Here is a 15730-nt window from a genome sequence, read left to right on the forward strand (position 1 = left end):
CCCGGCCGCCCCAGCGGTGGGCGACCGGGCCCGTGGCGTCCCGCGTGCGGGACGGGCGGGACGGTAGCGGATCGGTCCGGTGATCACAAGGGTGACCTGTCCGGAATGAGGGGCCATTTCGGGTGATCAGCGGGGCGCGCGGTGTGGTGTTCTGGTGCCATGAGTGATCCTCTGGACGAACGTGACATCGCGGCGGCCGCACTGGGGCTGGTCGCGGAGGCGGCGGAGCCGTATCTGGGCGGGCTGGCGGAGCGTCCGGTGCACGACCGGGCGATGGACGTGCTGCTGGACGAGCTGGACGGGCCGCTGCCGGAGCGGGGCGAGGGGTCGGTGGCGGCGGTCGAGCGGCTGGTGCGGGTGGGCACGGGGGCGGCGACGCACTCGTCCGGGCCGCGGTTCTTCCATTTCGTGGTGGGCGGTTCGACGCCGGCGGCGATGGCGGGCGACTGGACGGCGTCGCTGCTGGACCAGGCGGCGGGGCTGTGGCTGACGTCGCCGCTGGCGGCGCGGGCGGAGACGGTGGTGCTGCGGTGGCTGAAGGAGCTGTTCGGGCTGCCCGCGTCGTTCGGCGGGGTGCTGACGCCGAGCGCGACGCTCGCGCACGTCACGGGGCTGGCGTGCGCGCGGCACTGGTGGGCGGCCGGGCACGGTGTGGACGTCGCGTCGCGCGGTCTCGGGGGGCTTCCGGTGATGCCGGTGTTCAGCAGCGGGCTGGTGCACGTCAGCACCCGCAAGGCGCTGCAGATCCTCGGCTGCGGGCGGGACACGCTGCGGGTGTTCGCGCGCGACGACGCGGGGCGGGTGGATCTGGCGGCGATGGACGCGGCGCTGGCGGAGGCGGGCGGTCCGGCGGTGATCGTGGCGAACCTCGGGGAGGTGAACACCGGGGACTCCGATCCGATCGCCGAGCTGGCGGATCTGGCGGAGCGGCACGGGGCGTGGCTGCATGTGGACGGGGCGTTCGGGCTGTTCTCGGCGTTGTCGCCGCGTTCGGCGCACCTGGCGCGGGGTGTGGAGCGGGCGGATTCGGTGACGGCGGACGGCCACAAGTGGCTGAACGTGCCGTACGAGAGCGGGTTCTCGTTCGTCCGGGATCCGGCGATGCTCAGCCGGGCGTTCGGGGCGTGGGGCGCGGCGTACCTGCCGGGCGAGGACGGTGAGCGGGTCAACTACAACATGCTGGGGCCGGAGTCGTCGCGGCGGGCGCGGGCGCTGCCGATCTGGGCGACGCTGCGGGCATACGGGCGGGACGGGTACCGGGCGATGGTGGAGCGGCACCTCGATGTCGCGGCCCATCTGGGGAAGCTGGTGGAGGAGGCGCCCGATCTGGAGCTGCTGGCGCCGGTGCAGTTGTGCGTGGCGTGCTTCCGGTACCGTCCGCCGGGCGTGCCGGAGGACCGGCTGGACGAGCTGAACGCGCGGCTCGGTGAGGCGCTGCTGGAGGACGGCCGGGTGTATGCGGGCACCAGCACCTACCGGGGCATGACGGTGTTCCGTCCGGCGCCGTTGAACTGGCGGACGACGAGGGCCGACGTGGAGCGCCTGGTGGAGGTGCTGCGGGAGCTGGCGGCGGGCCTGGCGCCGTAGAGCGGGGTCAGCGGGCGCCGGGCCAGGGGCCGGGCGGCGTGTGGCCGACGGTGGCGGTCGCGACGGTGACGTCGTACACGCGGAAGCCGCGGGCCTGGTAGTTCTTCAGCGCGGCGGGGGCGTCATGGGAGCTGGTGGTCAGCCGGACGCGGCGGGTGGGCTTGCGGTCGTCCCAGCGGGCGGCGAGGTCCCAGGCGCGGGCGGTGCCGACGGTGAGCAGGTGCCCGCCGATGCCCTGGCCGGTGAAGGCGGGCAGCAGGCCGAAGCAGCTGATCTCGACGATGCCGTCGGGCTGCGGGTCGAGTTCGGCGTAACCGGCGGGGGTGCCGCGGACGTGTGCGACCCAGGTCTCCACGCCGGGCCGCGACAGCCAGTTGAGCCACTGGTCGTAGGTCCAGGCCAGCCGGTCGGTCCAGTAGTGGTCGCCGCCGACCGCGGTGTACAGGTACCGGCTCAGCTCGGGGCTGGGCAGTTCCGCGCGGGCGATGTCGACGGGGACGTCGGGCGTCCGCGCCGGGCGCAGGTCGGCGGGGCCGACCTGCTCCAGGTGCCAGTCGGTGACCTCGGTCTGCCGGGTCGGCATGGTAACCCCCGTACGCGCGACGCCGCCGCGCCTCCGGCGGACACCGGAGGCACGGCGGGCGAATGTTCGCGGATCAGGCTATCGGTCGCGCCGTGGGCGGAATCGGGTAGGGCAGGGCGCTGTGGCCGGTGAGGAACTGGTCGACCCCGTGCGCGGCGGCGCGTCCCTCGGCGATCGCCCAGACGATCAGGGACTGGCCGCGGCCCATGTCGCCGGCCGCGTAGACCCCGTCCACGGAGGTCCTGTACTCGCGGTCGCGGACGACGTTGCCGCGCTGGTCCAGCTCGACGCCGAGCTGGTCCAGCAGGCCCTCGCGCTGCGGGCCGAGGAAGCCCATGGCGAGGGTGACCAGCTGCGCGGGGATCTCGCGCTCGGTGCCCTCGACCGGCTTGAAACCGGTGTCGGGGCCGCCGACCTCGACGATCCGCAGCGCCTGGACGTTGCCGTCCGCGTCGCCGACGAACTCCGTGGTGGACACCGCGTACAGCCGGTCGCCGCCCAGGCCGGCGAGCTCCTCGTGGGCGCTCTCCATCTTGAACAGCATCGGGTAGGTCGGCCACGGCTGGGCGCCGGTGCGCTCCTCCGGCGGCCGCGGCATGATCTCCAGCTGGGTCACCGACGCGGCGCCCTGCCGGATCGCGGTGCCGACGCAGTCGGCGCCGGTGTCGCCGCCGCCGATCACGACGACGTGCTTGCCCGCGGCGTCGATCGGGGACTTCTCGAAGTCGCCCTCCTGCACCTTGTTGGACGGCGGCAGGTACTCCATCGCCTGGTGGACGCCCTTGAGCTCGCGCCCGGGGATGGGCAGGTCGCGCCAGACGGTGGCGCCGCCGGCGAGCACCACCGCGTCGTACCGCGAGCGCAGCTCGTCGGCGGTGATGTCGACGCCGACGTTCACCGAGGTCTTGAAGGCGGTGCCCTCGGCGCGCATCTGGGCGAGGCGCCGGTCGAGGTGCCGCTTCTCCATCTTGAACTCGGGGATGCCGTAGCGCAGCAGCCCGCCGATCCGGTCGGCGCGCTCGTACACGGTGACGTCGTGCCCGGCGCGGGTGAGCTGCTGGGCGGCGGCGAGCCCGGACGGCCCGGAGCCGACCACGGCGACCTTCCTGCCGGTCTTCACCGCGGGCGGCTGCGGCCGCACCCAGCCCTCGGCGAACGCCCGGTCGATGATCTCGACCTCGACCCGCTTGATGGCGACGGGGTCCTGGTTGATGCCGAGGACGCAGGCGCTCTCGCACGGGGCGGGGCACAGCCTCCCGGTGAACTCCGGGAAGTTGTTGGTGGCGTGCAGCCGCTCGATCGCCTCGTGCCAGTCCTTGCGGTAGACGAGGTCGTTCCACTCGGGGATGAGGTTGCCGAGCGGGCAGCCCTGGTGGCAGAACGGGATGCCGCAGTCCATGCAGCGGCTCGCCTGCTTCTCCAGCCGGTCGGCGCCGAAGTCCTCGTAGACCTCCGACCAGCTCCTGATCCGGACGTCCACGGGGCGGCGCTTCGGGAGCTCCCGCTGGACGGTCAGGAAACCCTTCGGGTCAGCCATGTGGGAATCCCCCTCTCTCAGCCCTGTGCCGCGGCCATGACGGCCTCGTCGACGTCGCGTCCCTGCGCCTCGGCCTCGGCCATCGCCTCCAGGACGCGCCGGTAGTCGCGCGGCATGATCTTGGTGAAGCGGGCCGGGTCCCAGCCGGCCAGCAGCCCCTCGGCGACCTGCGAGCCGGTCTCGGCGAGGTGCCGTTCGACCAGGCCCTTGACGAACGCCTCGTCGCCCTCGTCGAGGGGTTCCAGGTCGACCATCTCGCGGTTGACGCGGTCGGCCACCAGGTCCAGAACGTAGGCGATGCCGCCGGACATTCCGGCCGCGATGTTGCGCCCGGTGCGGCCGAGGATGACGGCGCGGCCGCCGGTCATGTACTCGCAGGCGTGGTCGCCGACGCCCTCGACGACGGCGGTGGCGCCGGAGTTGCGGACGCAGAACCGCTCCCCGACGACGCCGCGGGCGAACAGCTCGCCCGAGGTGGCGCCGTACAGGATCACGTTGCCGCCGATGATCTGCTCCTCGGCGGCGAACGGGGCGTCCGCCGGGGGACGCAGCGTCAGCCGCCCGCCGGACAGGCCCTTGCCGACGTAGTCGTTGGCGTCGCCGACCAGCCGCAGCGTGATGCCGCGCGGGACGAACGCGCCGAACGAGTTGCCGGCCGAGCCGGTGAAGGTGACGTCGACGGTGTCGTCGGGCAGGCCGGCGCCGCCCCACTTCTTGGTCACCTCGTGGCCGAGCATGGTGCCGACGGTCCGGTTGACGTTGCGGATCGGCAGGTCGAGGGTGACCTTGTCGCCGAACGCGACGGCGCCCTCGGCGAGCTGGATGAGGGTGTTGTCGAGCGCCTTCTCCAGCCCGTGGTCCTGCGCGGCGACGCAGCGCGGCGCGTCGCCGTACGGGGTCTCGGGCGCGTGCAGCACCGGCGCCAGGTCCAGCCCGGACGCCTTCCAGTGCTCGACGGCCTCCCGGGCGTCGATCATGTCGACGTGCCCGATGGCCTCCTCCAGCGACCGGAACCCGAGCGCGGCGAGGTACTCGCGGACCTCCTCGGCGATGAACTCGAAGAAGTTGACCACGAACTCGGGCTTGCCGGAGAACCGCTCGCGCAGCACCGGGTTCTGGGTGGCGACGCCGACCGGGCAGGTGTCCAGGTGGCAGACCCGCATCATGATGCAGCCCGACACCACCAGCGGCGCGGTCGCGAAGCCGTACTCCTCGGCGCCGAGCAGCGCCGCGACGACGACGTCCCGGCCGGTCTTCATCTGCCCGTCGGTCTGCACGACGATCCGGTCGCGCAGCCCGTTCAGCAGCAGCGTCTGCTGGGTCTCGGCGAGGCCGAGCTCCCAGGGCGCGCCCGCGTGCTTGAGGGAGGTGAGCGGGGACGCGCCGGTGCCGCCGTCGTGCCCGGAGATCAGCACCACGTCGGCGTGCGCCTTGGACACCCCGGCCGCGACCGTGCCGACCCCGACCTCGGACACGAGCTTCACGTGCACCCGCGCCGCCGGGTTGGCGTTCTTCAGGTCGTGGATGAGCTGCGCGAGGTCCTCGATGGAGTAGATGTCGTGGTGCGGCGGCGGCGAGATGAGGCCGACGCCGGGCGTGGAGTGCCGGGTCTTGGCGATCCACGGGTACACCTTGTGGCCGGGCAGCTGCCCGCCCTCGCCGGGCTTGGCGCCCTGCGCCATCTTGATCTGGATGTCGTCGGCGTTGGTGAGGTACTCCGACGTCACGCCGAACCGGCCGGACGCGACCTGCTTGATCGCGCTGCGCCGCAGGTCGCCGTTGGCGTCCGCGGTGAACCGGACCGGGTCCTCGCCGCCCTCGCCGGTGTTGGACTTGCCGCCGAGCCGGTTCATCGCGATCGCGAGGGTCTCGTGCGCCTCCGCGGAGATGGAGCCGTAGGACATCGCGCCGGTGGAGAACCGCTTGACGATCTCCGACACCGGCTCGACCTCGTCGATCGGCACCGGCGTCCGCTCGCCCTCCTTGAGCCGGAACAGCCCGCGCAGCGTCATCAGCTTCTGCGCCTGCGCGTCGACCTTGGAGGTGTACTCCTTGAAGATCTCGTAGCGGCGGGTGCGGGTGGCGTGCTGGAGCTTGAACACCGTGTCCGGGTTGAACAGGTGCGGCTCGCCCTCGCGGCGCCACTGGTACTCGCCGCCGATCTCCAGCGTGCGGTGCGCGGCCTCGTTCCCGCCGGGCGGGTAGGCGCGGGCGTGCCGCTCGGCGGCCTCGCGGGCCAGCACGTCGAAGCCGACGCCGCCGAGCCGGGAGGTGGTGCCGGTGAAGCAGCGCGACACGACGCGCTCGCCGAGGCCGATCGCCTCGAAGATCTGCGCGCCGGTGTAGGACGCGACCGTCGACACGCCCATCTTCGACATGACCTTCAGGACGCCCTTGCCGTACGCCTTGATCAGGTTCCGGACGGCCTTCTCGGCCTCGACGCCCTCCAGGGCGCCGCCGCGGACCATGTCCTCGACGGTCTCGATCGCCAGGTACGGGTTGATCGCGGACGCGCCGTACCCGATGAGCAGCGCCATGTGGTGGCACTCGCGGGCCTCGCCGGACTCGACCACCAGGCCGACCTTGGTGCGGGTCTTCTCCCGGATCAGGTGGTGGTGGACGGCGCCGGTGAGCAGCAGCGACGGGATCGCGGCGCGGGCGGAGTCGGCGCCGCGGTCCGACAGCACGATGATCCGCGCGCCGGCCTCGATGGCCCGGCTCACCTCGGAGTTGATCTCCTCGAGGCGGGTCTCCAGGGCCTCGCCGCCGCCGGCGACCTCGTACAGGCCGTGCACGACGTGGGCCTGCAGGTGCGGCAGGGACCCCTCGTCGTCGATGTGGATGATCTTGGAGAGCTCGTCGTTGTCCAGGATCGGGGTGGGCAGCACCAGCCGCCGGCACGAGTCCGGGCCGGGCTCCAGCAGGTTGCCCTCCGGGCCGAGCGTGGACTGCAGCGAGGTGACGAGCTCCTCGCGGATCGCGTCCAGCGGCGGGTTCGTGACCTGCGCGAACAGCTGCTTGAAGTAGTCGAACAGCAGCCGCGGGCGCTCCGACAGCACCGCGATCGGGGTGTCGGTGCCCATCGACCCGATCGGCTCCGCGCCGGTCTTCGCCATCGGCCCGAGGATGATCCGCTGCTCTTCCAGGGTGTACCCGAACGTCTGCTGGCGCCGGACGAGGGTGTCGTGCGTCGGGATCTCCCGCTCGCGCTGCGGCAGCTCCTCGAACCGGACCAGGCCCTCGTGCAGCCACTCCGCGTACGGGTGCTCGGCGGCCAGCTCCGCCTTGACCTCGTCGTCCTCGACGATCCGCCCGGCCTCGGTGTCGACCAGGAAGATCTTGCCGGGCTGCAGGCGGCCCTTGCGGACGACCTTGCCGGCCGGGATGTCGAGCACGCCGGCCTCGCTGGCCAGCACGACCAGGCCGTCGTCGGTCACCCAGTAGCGGCCGGGGCGCAGCCCGTTGCGGTCCAGCACCGCGCCGACGACGGTGCCGTCGGTGAAGCTGACGCTGGCCGGGCCGTCCCACGCCTCCATCAGGGTGGAGTGGAACTCGTAGAACGCGCGGCGCTCGGCGTCCATCTCGGCGTGGTTCTCCCACGCCTCGGGGATCATCATCAGCACCGCGTGCGGCAGCGACCGGCCGCCCAGGTGCAGCAGCTCCAGGCACTCGTCGAACGAGGCGGTGTCGGACGCCTCGATGTCGATCACCGGGAAGATCCGGGAGATGTCGCCGGGGATCAGGTCGGACTTCAGCAGCGCCTCGCGCGCCCGCATCCAGTTCCGGTTGCCCCGGACGGTGTTGATCTCGCCGTTGTGCGCGATGAACCGGTACGGGTGCGCCAGCTCCCACGCCGGGAAGGTGTTGGTCGAGAACCGCGAGTGCACCAGCGCGATCGCGCTGCTGAAGCGGCGGTCCGACAGGTCGGGGAAGAACGGCTCCAGCTGCGGGGTCGTCAGCATCCCCTTGTAGACGATCGTCCGGCTGGACAGGCTCGGGAAGTACACCCGGACGTCCTGCTCGGCGCGCTCGCGCATGCAGAACACGGCGCGGTCCAGCTCCAGGCCGGTCTTGCCCGCGTGCGGGCCGCCGGCGGCGGGCGCCAGGAACAGCTGCGCGAAGTGCGGCATGACGCGGCGGGCGGCCGGGCCGGTGAACGCGGGGTCGTGCGGGAGCTCCCGCCAGCCGAGCACCGTCAGGTGCTCCTCGGCGCACAGCGTCTCGACGTGCGCGACCGCGGCGGCGCGCTCCTCGGCGTCCGCGGGCAGGAACGCGATGCCGGCCGCGTAGGCGCCGGCCGCGGGCAGCGCGAAGCCGCACTCCGCGCGGAAGAACGCGTCCGGGATCTGGACGAGGATGCCGACGCCGTCACCGTCGTCCGGCTCCGCGCCCACGGCCCCGCGGTGGTCCAGGTTCTTCAGGACGGTCAGGGCGTTCTGGACGATGTCGTGGCTCTTGCGACCGTGCAGGTCGGCCACCATGCCGACGCCGCACGCGTCGTGCTCGTTCGCCGGGTCGTACAGCCCCTGGGATCCGGGGCGGCCCGGTGTGAGGGCAGCAGCAGCCATCAACCCTCCCGTCGTCGTCGTGTGTCACTGGCTTCGTGTCAGTGCAGTCCGGGACGACGTTGGCCCTGCTGCGGTGAGATGACATTACATCACTGCCGGGATCATGCCCGACTGCACCGGATCGCGAAACTTCTCCAGGGCGATCGGCTGCGTGTCATCTCCGAGTGGTTTAGACCAGGCTACCGGGTCCCGAAAGACGCCCAACGCCGTGACCTGGTGAGGATCATCACCGGGGGACGAGGTTTACCGATCGGGAACCGCAACACGCCTGAAACACGCGCACGTTTCCGAGTCACCGCCGGACGGCGGCCCCGGCGGTCCCGGCGGTCCCGCTCAGTGGGACCCGGCGGCCGCGCGGCCGAGCACCGCCGGGGCCTTGCCGCCCTCGATCAGCAGCGACAGCAGCGTCCCGTCGGACTCGTCGCCCGAGCCGTCCAGGCGCTGCGCCCACGACACCACCGCGTAGTGCCCCATCGCCAGCCCGCGCGCCATCCCGAAGCCCTGCCCGAACTTCTCCAGCGGTGCCGGAGCCGCCGGCGGCAGCACGAACCCGCCGCCGAGCGTGCGGTCCAGCAGCCCGACGAACCGGTCGGCGTCCGCCGCGCCCGCCAGGTTGAACACCGCGACCGCCAGCCCGTACCCGTGCCGGGTGTCGGAGTAGATCCCCCGGGCCGCCTGCGTGCAGCCGCCGCGCGCCAGATCCGCCGCCACCGAAGCGCCCCACACCGCGGCCGTGCAGTCGCCGTCCAGCTTCTCGGCCCGCAGCGTGAGCCGCACGTTCGTGCCGTCCACGGACAGCTTCGACGCCGACGACGGGAACGCCTCCCCGATCGTCAGCGGCTTGGCGTCGGTCTTGCGGGACGCGATGGACGCGTACGCCGAGGACGAGGGCGAACTGGAGTAGGAATCCGGTGACCGGCCATTGCCCGCCGCGGTGCCCGCCGGCTTGCGCGGCGCGGCACCCGCCTGCTTGCCGTCCCCGTCATCGCCGCCCCCGCCGAGCGTCACGGCCGCGATCAGCCCGATCACCACCAGCACCGCGAGCGCCGCGGCGGCGCCGAAGTACAGCTTCGCGCCGGGATTGCCCTTCCCGGGCCCGCCCCGGCGGACCAGGCCTTTCGGCTTGGCTGGTGCACGTCCTGCGGCACCCTTGGCGGCCTTGCCGCGCCCTCGGGGCCCCCTGGTCCGTGCGGGCCTGCGGGCTGCGGCCGGACCGCCTTCGAGGCCGGGTTCCCCATCGCCGTAGGGGACGTCCGGGTAGGCCGGTTCCTGCTGGTAGACGTCCTGATCCGGGTAGCCGGGCTGCGCATAGGGCTCGGCGTACGACGGGTCCGGGTAGGCCTCGGGCCCTGATCCGTAGTCCTCGCCGTAAGGTGCCGGATCGATCGGTGCGCTTTCGGGCGGCGGCGCCGGACGCTCGCCCCGGCGGCGCCCTCCGGAACGTTCCGGCCGGGCGGCGCCGTCACGCGGCGACCCGACCCGGCGGGGTCCGCCCGTCCGGCCCGTGGTCCTGCGCGGGGCGGCGGCCTGCCGGCGGCCGGAACGGCCCGCCGGGGCCCGCCTCGGGCGGCCGCTGCGGCGGCCGGGGTCTTCGGATTCCACGACGGCGCAGACTACTGCCGGCGCGCCGGTGACACGCCCGCGTCCGGACGGCCCGCCGCGCGGCCCGGACGGCCGCGGTCACCGTGCTCTCCGCCGGTGCGCACCTTACGACGCCCCGCTGCCGGCCAGGTCGAGCCGCTGGTAGAGGAAGTCCCCGGCGTTCTCGACCACGAGGCTGACGTCGATCATCTCGTTGAGCGAGTCGGGACGGGCGCCGCCGGCCCGCTCCACCCACGTCACCACGGCGTAGTGGCCGTAGACGCTGGCGTAGGCGGCGGTGAACCCCGGCCCGAACGACGGGACGCCCTTGGGCTGCAGCGGCGTCAGCCAGCCGGCGCCGGTCGCCTTGTCGAGGTCCCGCAGCACCTGCGCGGACCCTTCCTGGCTCGCCAGGTTCACGACCATGAACTGGCCGACGTACTTCTTGTCCGGGCTCACATAGGCGCTGCGGACCACCTGCGTGCAGCCGTACTTGGCGAGATCGCCCTGCAGGCGGGAGCCCCAGCTGGCGCTCTTGCAGTCGGAGGCCAGGTCCGAGGCGGCGAGCGTCATCGTGTACTTGCCCTGCTTGAGGGTCTTGGCGTCCGCCGAGAACGCCTCGCCCTGCGTGATCGCCCGGTTGTCGGCGGTGCGCTGGGCGATCTTGCCGAACCCGTCGCCGCTGAAGTCGGGCGTGTAGGCGGTCGGCGCCGCCTTCTCGGCGGCCTTGCCGTCGCCGCCTCCACCGCCGCCGAGGACGACCACGGCCACCACCGCGATCACGATCACGGCCACGACGGCGGCCGCCCCTCCGTACAGCAGCTTGCGGTTCGGGAGGTTCCGGCGGGGCTTGTCCTCCGGCCAGAAGTCCTGCCCTGCGCCGTCGCGCCCGGCCGCGGGGGAACCAGTATCACGCGCCTCGATCACGCCCCGGAGCTTAGCGGTCCCGCCGCACCCGCCGCGCCCAAAAGGGCGATTCATCCGCATTTGTTGTGCGACCTGCGGCGGCGGGCCGGCGACCGGCCGCCGCCGGCGCTCACAGCCCGGTGGTGCCGATGAGCGCGCCGACGCCGTAGGTGATCCCGGCCGCCGCCGCACCGAACAGCAGCTGGCGCGCACCGCCGTACCACCACGCCCGCGTCGTCACCCGCGATACCAGGGCCCCGGCCGCGAACAGGCCCAGCGCCGCCACCGCGGCCGCCGGCCACAGCGTCGACGCGCCCAGCAGGTACGGCAGCACCGGCAGCAGCGCCCCGACCGCGAAGGACAGGAACGACGAGCCCGCCGCCAGCAGCGGGGACGGCAGGTCCCGCGGGGACACCCCGAGCTCCTCCTTGGAGTGCACCTCCAGGGCCTCCTCGGGGTCGCGCGACAGCTGCCGCGCCACCTCGGCGGCCGTCTCCGCGTCGACCCCGCGCGCCTCGAAGACCGCGGCGAGCTCGCGCTGCTCGGCCGCCGGGTGGCGGGCCAGCTCCAGCCGCTCGACCTCGATCTCCGCCAGCGCCAGCTCCGACTGCGAGGCGACCGAGATGTACTCCCCCGCCGCCATCGAGAACGCGCCCGCCGCCAGCCCCGCCAGGCCCGCCAGCAGCACCACCTTCGGGTCCTGCCGGCCGCCCGCGATCCCCGCGATCAGCGCGAAGTTGGAGACCAGCCCGTCCATCGCGCCGAACACCGCGGGCCGCAGCCAGCCCCCGCTGACGTCGCGGTGCTGGTGGTGCAGCTCCGGCGCCTGGCCGGACTTCTCCCCGGTCATCTCCCCCGAACCGGACATCGTGCCGTTCCTACTTCCCGTCCTTGACGGGCTCACCCTTCCCCACCCGCTCGGCGGAGTCGGCGGCACCGTCCGGCTCATCGTGCACGCCCGCGGCCGCCGGCTCGGGCTCCGCCACGTGCTCGGGCTCGGGCTCGGGCTCGGGCTCCGCGGCGGGCTCCGGGCTCTCGGCGGCCGGTTCCGCGGCGGGCGCGCCGTCCGGGCGCTCAGCGGGCTCCTCCGCCGTCTCGGCGGGCGGCTCGGGTTCCGGCTTCCCGGACACCTCCGCGGGCTCGTCCACGGCGGGCTCCGCAGCCTCCGCGGCCTCGGCCGGCTCGGGGGCCGCCGCGTCCTCGCCCGCGTCCTCGTCCTGCCCGGACGCGTCCTGCTCGGGCTCGTCGGCCTCGGCCTTCACCTGCTCCGGCTCGTCCTGCTCCGCGTCGTCCTGGTCGGCCTCGTCATGGCCGGTCTCGTCGTCGGCGGCAGCGGGCTTGTCGGACGCGGCGTCGTCGGCCTCGGAGTCACCATCCGGCTCGCCGGCCTTCGTGTCCTTCCCGGAAGCCGGTTCCGCGTCGCCGGTCTCGTCGGCGACGGCAGGGGCGGCGGCGTCACCGGCCGGCGCGGAGGCCCCGGGAGCATGCCCGACGACGGCCTCGGGGCCGGTCTTGTTCCGCGCGAGGTACAGGTAGCCGACGGCGCCCAGGAACAGGACGATCGAGGTGTAGTCGTTCAGCCGCAGGCCGAGGAAGTGGTGCGCGTCGTCGATGCGCAGCGCCTCGATCCAGCCGCGTCCCACGGTGTAGGCGGCGACGTAGAGCGCGAACGCGCGGCCGTGGGTGAGCTTGTAGCGGCGCTCCGCCCAGACGATCAGGATCGCCACGCCGATGCACCACAGCGACTCGTACAGGAACGTCGGGTGGTAGGTCGCGATGTTCTCGTACTTCGGGTTCAGGGCGGGGCCGTCGCCGAGCGTCGGGCGGTGGCTCGGGTCGATCTTCAGCGCCCAGAAGGTGTGCAGCGGCCTGCCGTACAGCTCCTGGTTCCAGTAGTTGCCCCAGCGGCCGACCGCCTGCGCGAGGACGATCCCGGGCGCGCACGCGTCGGCGAGCGCGAGGATCGAGAGGCCGCGCCGGCGGCAGCCGATGTAGGCGCCGACCGCGCCGAGCGCGATGGCGCCCCAGATGCCGAGGCCGCCCTTCCAGATCTCCAGGGCGCGGACCGGGTCGCCGTCGCTGCCGAAGTACCGCTGCGCGTCGGTGATCACGTGGTACAGGCGCCCGCCGACCAGGCCGAACGGCACCGCCCACACGGCCACGTCGATGATCGTGCCGGGGCTGCCGCCCTTGGCCGTCCAGCGTCGCTCGCCGACCCAGACCGCGACGACGATGCCGAGAATGATCATGATCGCGTAGGCACGGAGCGGAATGGGTCCGAGGTGCCAGACGCCCTGGGACGGGCTCGGAATGAAGGCGACCGGGTGCATGACCGTTGACGTTACCGCCTCCGGCGGCATGGGACGGAAACGTCCGCGCGACCGACAGCCGATCGCTGCGCTACGGACACCGGTACGAGACCGTGCGGGACGCCGCGCGGGGCGTCCCGCACCGTCTCGGGCGGATGCCGCTCAGCCCTGCGACGGGCGCCTTCCCGCCGACCGCGGGGTGCCGGAGCCCGCCTTGGCGACGGCCTTCTCCAGGCCGTCCGGGGAGCTCAGGGCGTCGTTGCCGAGCTGCCCACCGTTCAGCGCGAGGTACGGGGTGGCGGTGACCCCGGCCTTGCCGGCGTAGGCGGTGGCCTGGTCGACCTGGCCCAGCTTCTGCCCGCCGTTCACGCACCCGGTGAACGAGGGGGCGGTGACGCCGAGCCGCGCCGCCCACTTGATCAGGTCGGCGTTGGAGAAGCCCTTGTCCCCTTCGGGGGGCTGCTCGGCGTACAGCTTGTCGTGGTACTTCACCCAGTGGTCGGCCGGCATGCAGGCGGCGGCGTTGGCGGCGCGCCGCGAGTTCGACATCAGCGGGTCCTGCTGGAACAGCTGGAACGGCCGGTACACGACCTTGACCCTGCCCTCGGCGGCGAGCTTCTTCATGGTGCCGCCGATCCGGGCCTCCATGGCCTTGCAGGCGGGGCACTGGAAATCCTCGAAGACGTCCAGGACGGGCGCGGTGACGCCGGAGTTCGCCATGGCGACCGAGCCGTCCTGCTGCCGGGTGGCGGGCGCGATCGGGCCGGTGTAGTCGTCGACCTTCGAGCCGCCGCCCCCGCCGCGGCCCACCACGACCACGACGATGACGACCACGACGGCCACCGCCGCCACGGCGCCGAGGACGACCACCAGCAGCCGCCTGCGCCGCTGGGCCCCCGCGGCCCGCCTCCGCTCGTCCGCGAGCCGCTCCCGCGCGGAGCGCTCCCTGTCGGCCTTGCTCATCGATCCCCCATCGGCCGTGACGGTCTGTTGCCCGAGCACATCAGAGCGTAGTGGGGTCGGGCGTCCGGCGCGGTGAGGCGGCGCGGGGAGGCCGGCGGAAGTCCGGCGGGCAGGGCGGCGGCCCGTCGACGACGGGCCGCCGCCTCCTCGATCAGTCGGAGCCGGGCGTCACTTCTTGCCGGACAGGGCGGCGGCCGCGTCGATGCTGACCTTCAGCGCGGAGGCGTCCATGAACTGGCTGCTGTCGAGCTTCTTGCCGTCCAGGAACACCGTCGGCGTGCCGTCGACGCCGCGGGTCTGCAGGGCGTAGTTGGTCATCGAGTCCACGGTGGACTTCTTCTGCTCGTCCCGCACGCACTTCTCGAAGTTCGGGTCGGTGACGCCGACGTCCTTGCCCCACTTGACCAGGTCGTCGGGCGAGAAGCCCTTCTCGCCCTCGGCCGGCTGGAACTTGAACAGCGCGTCGTGGTAGGAGATCCACTTGTCCGCGGGGACGCACAGCGCCGCCTCGGCCGACCGCAGCGAGTTGGTCTTGACGGGGTCCTTCTGCTGCCCGAACAGGTGGAACGGCCGGTAGACGACCTTGACCTTGCCCGCCGCGGCGAGCTGCTGCACGGTCGAGCCGGTGGACGACTCGAACTGCTTGCAGATCGGGCACTGGAAGTCCTCGAAGATCTCCAGCTCGGGCTTGGTCACGCCCGCCTTGGCCATCAGGATCGACCCGTCGGCCTGCCGGCTGAGCGGCGCGAGCGCGCCCTTGTGCGCCTCGGCATGCCCGTTCTTGTTCTTCTGGTCGATGACGAGGACGGTCGCCACCACGATCACCGCCACCGCGACCACCGACCCGATGACGATGGACAGCAGCCGCCGCTGCTTGGCCCGCGCCGCCTGCCGCCGCCGCTCGGCGGCCAGGCGCTCTCTCGCGGACCGCTCTCGTGCGGCCTTGCTCATGGGTACTCCTATGGATGGGGGCCGCGCGTACTGCCTGCGGCGCGGGACCCGGCGGACTCAGTCGGCCTGACCGGCCCGCCGGAATTCGTCGAACAGAACGAGGACGAAGAGCAGGATAGTGATGGCGTGGACCCCGCTGCACCACAGGCAGATCTTGTGCAGCACCGCCAGCTCCACCGTCACCAGGTAGACGACGAACAGCACGCCGACCGAGACCGCCGCCAGCCGCCCCCAGCGCAGCGGCGGCCACGGCGAGCGCAGCGCCCACGGCGTGATCAGCGCGCCGAACCCGACGAAGAACGCCAGCCCGAACAGCGGCATCGGGATGCCGGCCAGCGTGGAGTACTCGCTGGTCGTGACCGCGTGGCAGTCGACCGTGCTGGTGGCCGAGCACACCAGCGCGCCCTCGTCGTAGTGGCTGATCGTCAGGTAGATCGAGATGCCGAGCCCGGCGAGCGTCAGCAGCCAGGCCAGGGCCTGGTACCACGCGGCCGGGACGGGCGCCGCCGCGGCCGCGCGTTCCCGCGCCGTCATCTCTTGCGTCATCGTGGATCCTTCCGGAACGGCCTCCGTCGGCGAAAACACCTTACGGGAGCGGGAGGCCGTCACATGCATGAACCGGACGGGGGTGACGCCGAGTTCCCGGAACGCGGAAGAACGTCCGCGGAAACGGCGCGCCGTTTCCGCGGACGTCGATGATCCTTTTCCGGGCGGTGCCGCGCCGGCGGGGCCTGCGGTCCTCGCC

General features: G+C 72.9%; 11 protein-coding genes. 1 reads left to right on the forward strand and 10 read right to left on the reverse strand.

Annotated features, from left to right (window positions below; all coding sequences use genetic code 11):
• Positions 1–159: 159 nt before the first annotated feature.
• The gene (locus ACA514_RS20180) at positions 160–1587 is read left to right on the forward strand and encodes a pyridoxal phosphate-dependent decarboxylase family protein (RefSeq protein ID WP_375042725.1); all 1428 of its coding nucleotides are present in this window, start codon (positions 160–162) and stop codon (positions 1585–1587) included.
• Positions 1588–1594: 7 nt separating this feature from the next.
• Here ACA514_RS20180 and ACA514_RS20185 read toward each other — a convergent pair whose 3' ends face one another.
• The 10 genes from ACA514_RS20185 to ACA514_RS20230 form a co-directional block, all read right to left on the reverse strand.
• Complete coding sequence (locus ACA514_RS20185; protein ID WP_375042726.1) at positions 1595–2170, reverse strand: GNAT family N-acetyltransferase; 576 nt, start codon at positions 2168–2170, stop codon at positions 1595–1597.
• Between the two features lie 73 nt (positions 2171–2243).
• The gene (locus ACA514_RS20190) at positions 2244–3707 is read right to left on the reverse strand and encodes a glutamate synthase subunit beta (RefSeq protein WP_375042727.1); all 1464 of its coding nucleotides are present in this window, start codon (positions 3705–3707) and stop codon (positions 2244–2246) included.
• Positions 3708–3724: 17 nt separating this feature from the next.
• Complete coding sequence (gene gltB / locus ACA514_RS20195; protein WP_375042728.1) at positions 3725–8275, reverse strand: glutamate synthase large subunit; 4551 nt, start codon at positions 8273–8275, stop codon at positions 3725–3727.
• A 333-nt stretch (positions 8276–8608) separates the two neighbouring features.
• The gene (locus tag ACA514_RS20200; protein ID WP_375042729.1) at positions 8609–9877 is read right to left on the reverse strand and encodes a hypothetical protein; all 1269 of its coding nucleotides are present in this window, start codon (positions 9875–9877) and stop codon (positions 8609–8611) included.
• Positions 9878–9982: 105 nt separating this feature from the next.
• Positions 9983–10783, reverse strand: coding sequence for a hypothetical protein (locus ACA514_RS20205; RefSeq protein WP_375042730.1), 801 nt, complete (start codon positions 10781–10783; stop codon positions 9983–9985).
• A 109-nt stretch (positions 10784–10892) separates the two neighbouring features.
• A complete protein-coding gene (locus ACA514_RS20210; RefSeq protein ID WP_375042731.1) occupies positions 10893–11630 on the reverse strand; it encodes a VIT1/CCC1 transporter family protein in 738 nt (245 codons plus the stop codon).
• Between the two features lie 10 nt (positions 11631–11640).
• Entirely contained in the window at positions 11641–13092 is a 1452-nt protein-coding gene (lgt, locus tag ACA514_RS20215; protein WP_375042732.1) for a prolipoprotein diacylglyceryl transferase, read from the reverse strand.
• 141 nt (positions 13093–13233) lie between these two features.
• Positions 13234–14034, reverse strand: coding sequence for a DsbA family protein (locus tag ACA514_RS20220; RefSeq protein ID WP_375042733.1), 801 nt, complete (start codon positions 14032–14034; stop codon positions 13234–13236).
• A gap of 168 nt (positions 14035–14202) precedes the next feature.
• Entirely contained in the window at positions 14203–14985 is a 783-nt protein-coding gene (locus ACA514_RS20225; protein WP_375042734.1) for a DsbA family protein, read from the reverse strand.
• Positions 14986–15042: 57 nt separating this feature from the next.
• A complete protein-coding gene (locus ACA514_RS20230) occupies positions 15043–15531 on the reverse strand; it encodes a vitamin K epoxide reductase family protein (protein WP_375042735.1) in 489 nt (162 codons plus the stop codon).
• Positions 15532–15730 lie beyond the last annotated feature (199 nt).

Origin of the sequence: Actinomadura sp. NTSP31, from assembly GCF_041951385.1 — a bacterium.
In the GTDB taxonomy this organism is placed as follows: domain Bacteria; phylum Actinomycetota; class Actinomycetes; order Streptosporangiales; family Streptosporangiaceae; genus Spirillospora; species Spirillospora napierensis.

What these genes read in the sequence shown, in the direction of transcription:
- lgt (WP_375042732.1), bottom strand. Translation starts at nt 13,092, where the DNA reads ATGCACCCGGTCGCCTTCATTCCGAGCCCGTCCCAGGGCGTCTGGCAC.
- ACA514_RS20220 (WP_375042733.1), bottom strand. Translation starts at nt 14,034, where the DNA reads ATGAGCAAGGCCGACAGGGAGCGCTCCGCGCGGGAGCGGCTCGCGGAC.
- ACA514_RS20230 (WP_375042735.1), bottom strand. Translation starts at nt 15,531, where the DNA reads ATGACGCAAGAGATGACGGCGCGGGAACGCGCGGCCGCGGCGGCGCCC.
- ACA514_RS20185 (WP_375042726.1), bottom strand. Translation starts at nt 2,170, where the DNA reads ATGCCGACCCGGCAGACCGAGGTCACCGACTGGCACCTGGAGCAGGTC.
- ACA514_RS20190 (WP_375042727.1), bottom strand. Translation starts at nt 3,707, where the DNA reads ATGGCTGACCCGAAGGGTTTCCTGACCGTCCAGCGGGAGCTCCCGAAG.
- ACA514_RS20210 (WP_375042731.1), bottom strand. Translation starts at nt 11,630, where the DNA reads ATGTCCGGTTCGGGGGAGATGACCGGGGAGAAGTCCGGCCAGGCGCCG.
- ACA514_RS20180 (WP_375042725.1), top strand. Translation starts at nt 160, where the DNA reads ATGAGTGATCCTCTGGACGAACGTGACATCGCGGCGGCCGCACTGGGG.
- gltB (WP_375042728.1), bottom strand. Translation starts at nt 8,275, where the DNA reads ATGGCTGCTGCTGCCCTCACACCGGGCCGCCCCGGATCCCAGGGGCTG.
- ACA514_RS20225 (WP_375042734.1), bottom strand. Translation starts at nt 14,985, where the DNA reads ATGAGCAAGGCCGCACGAGAGCGGTCCGCGAGAGAGCGCCTGGCCGCC.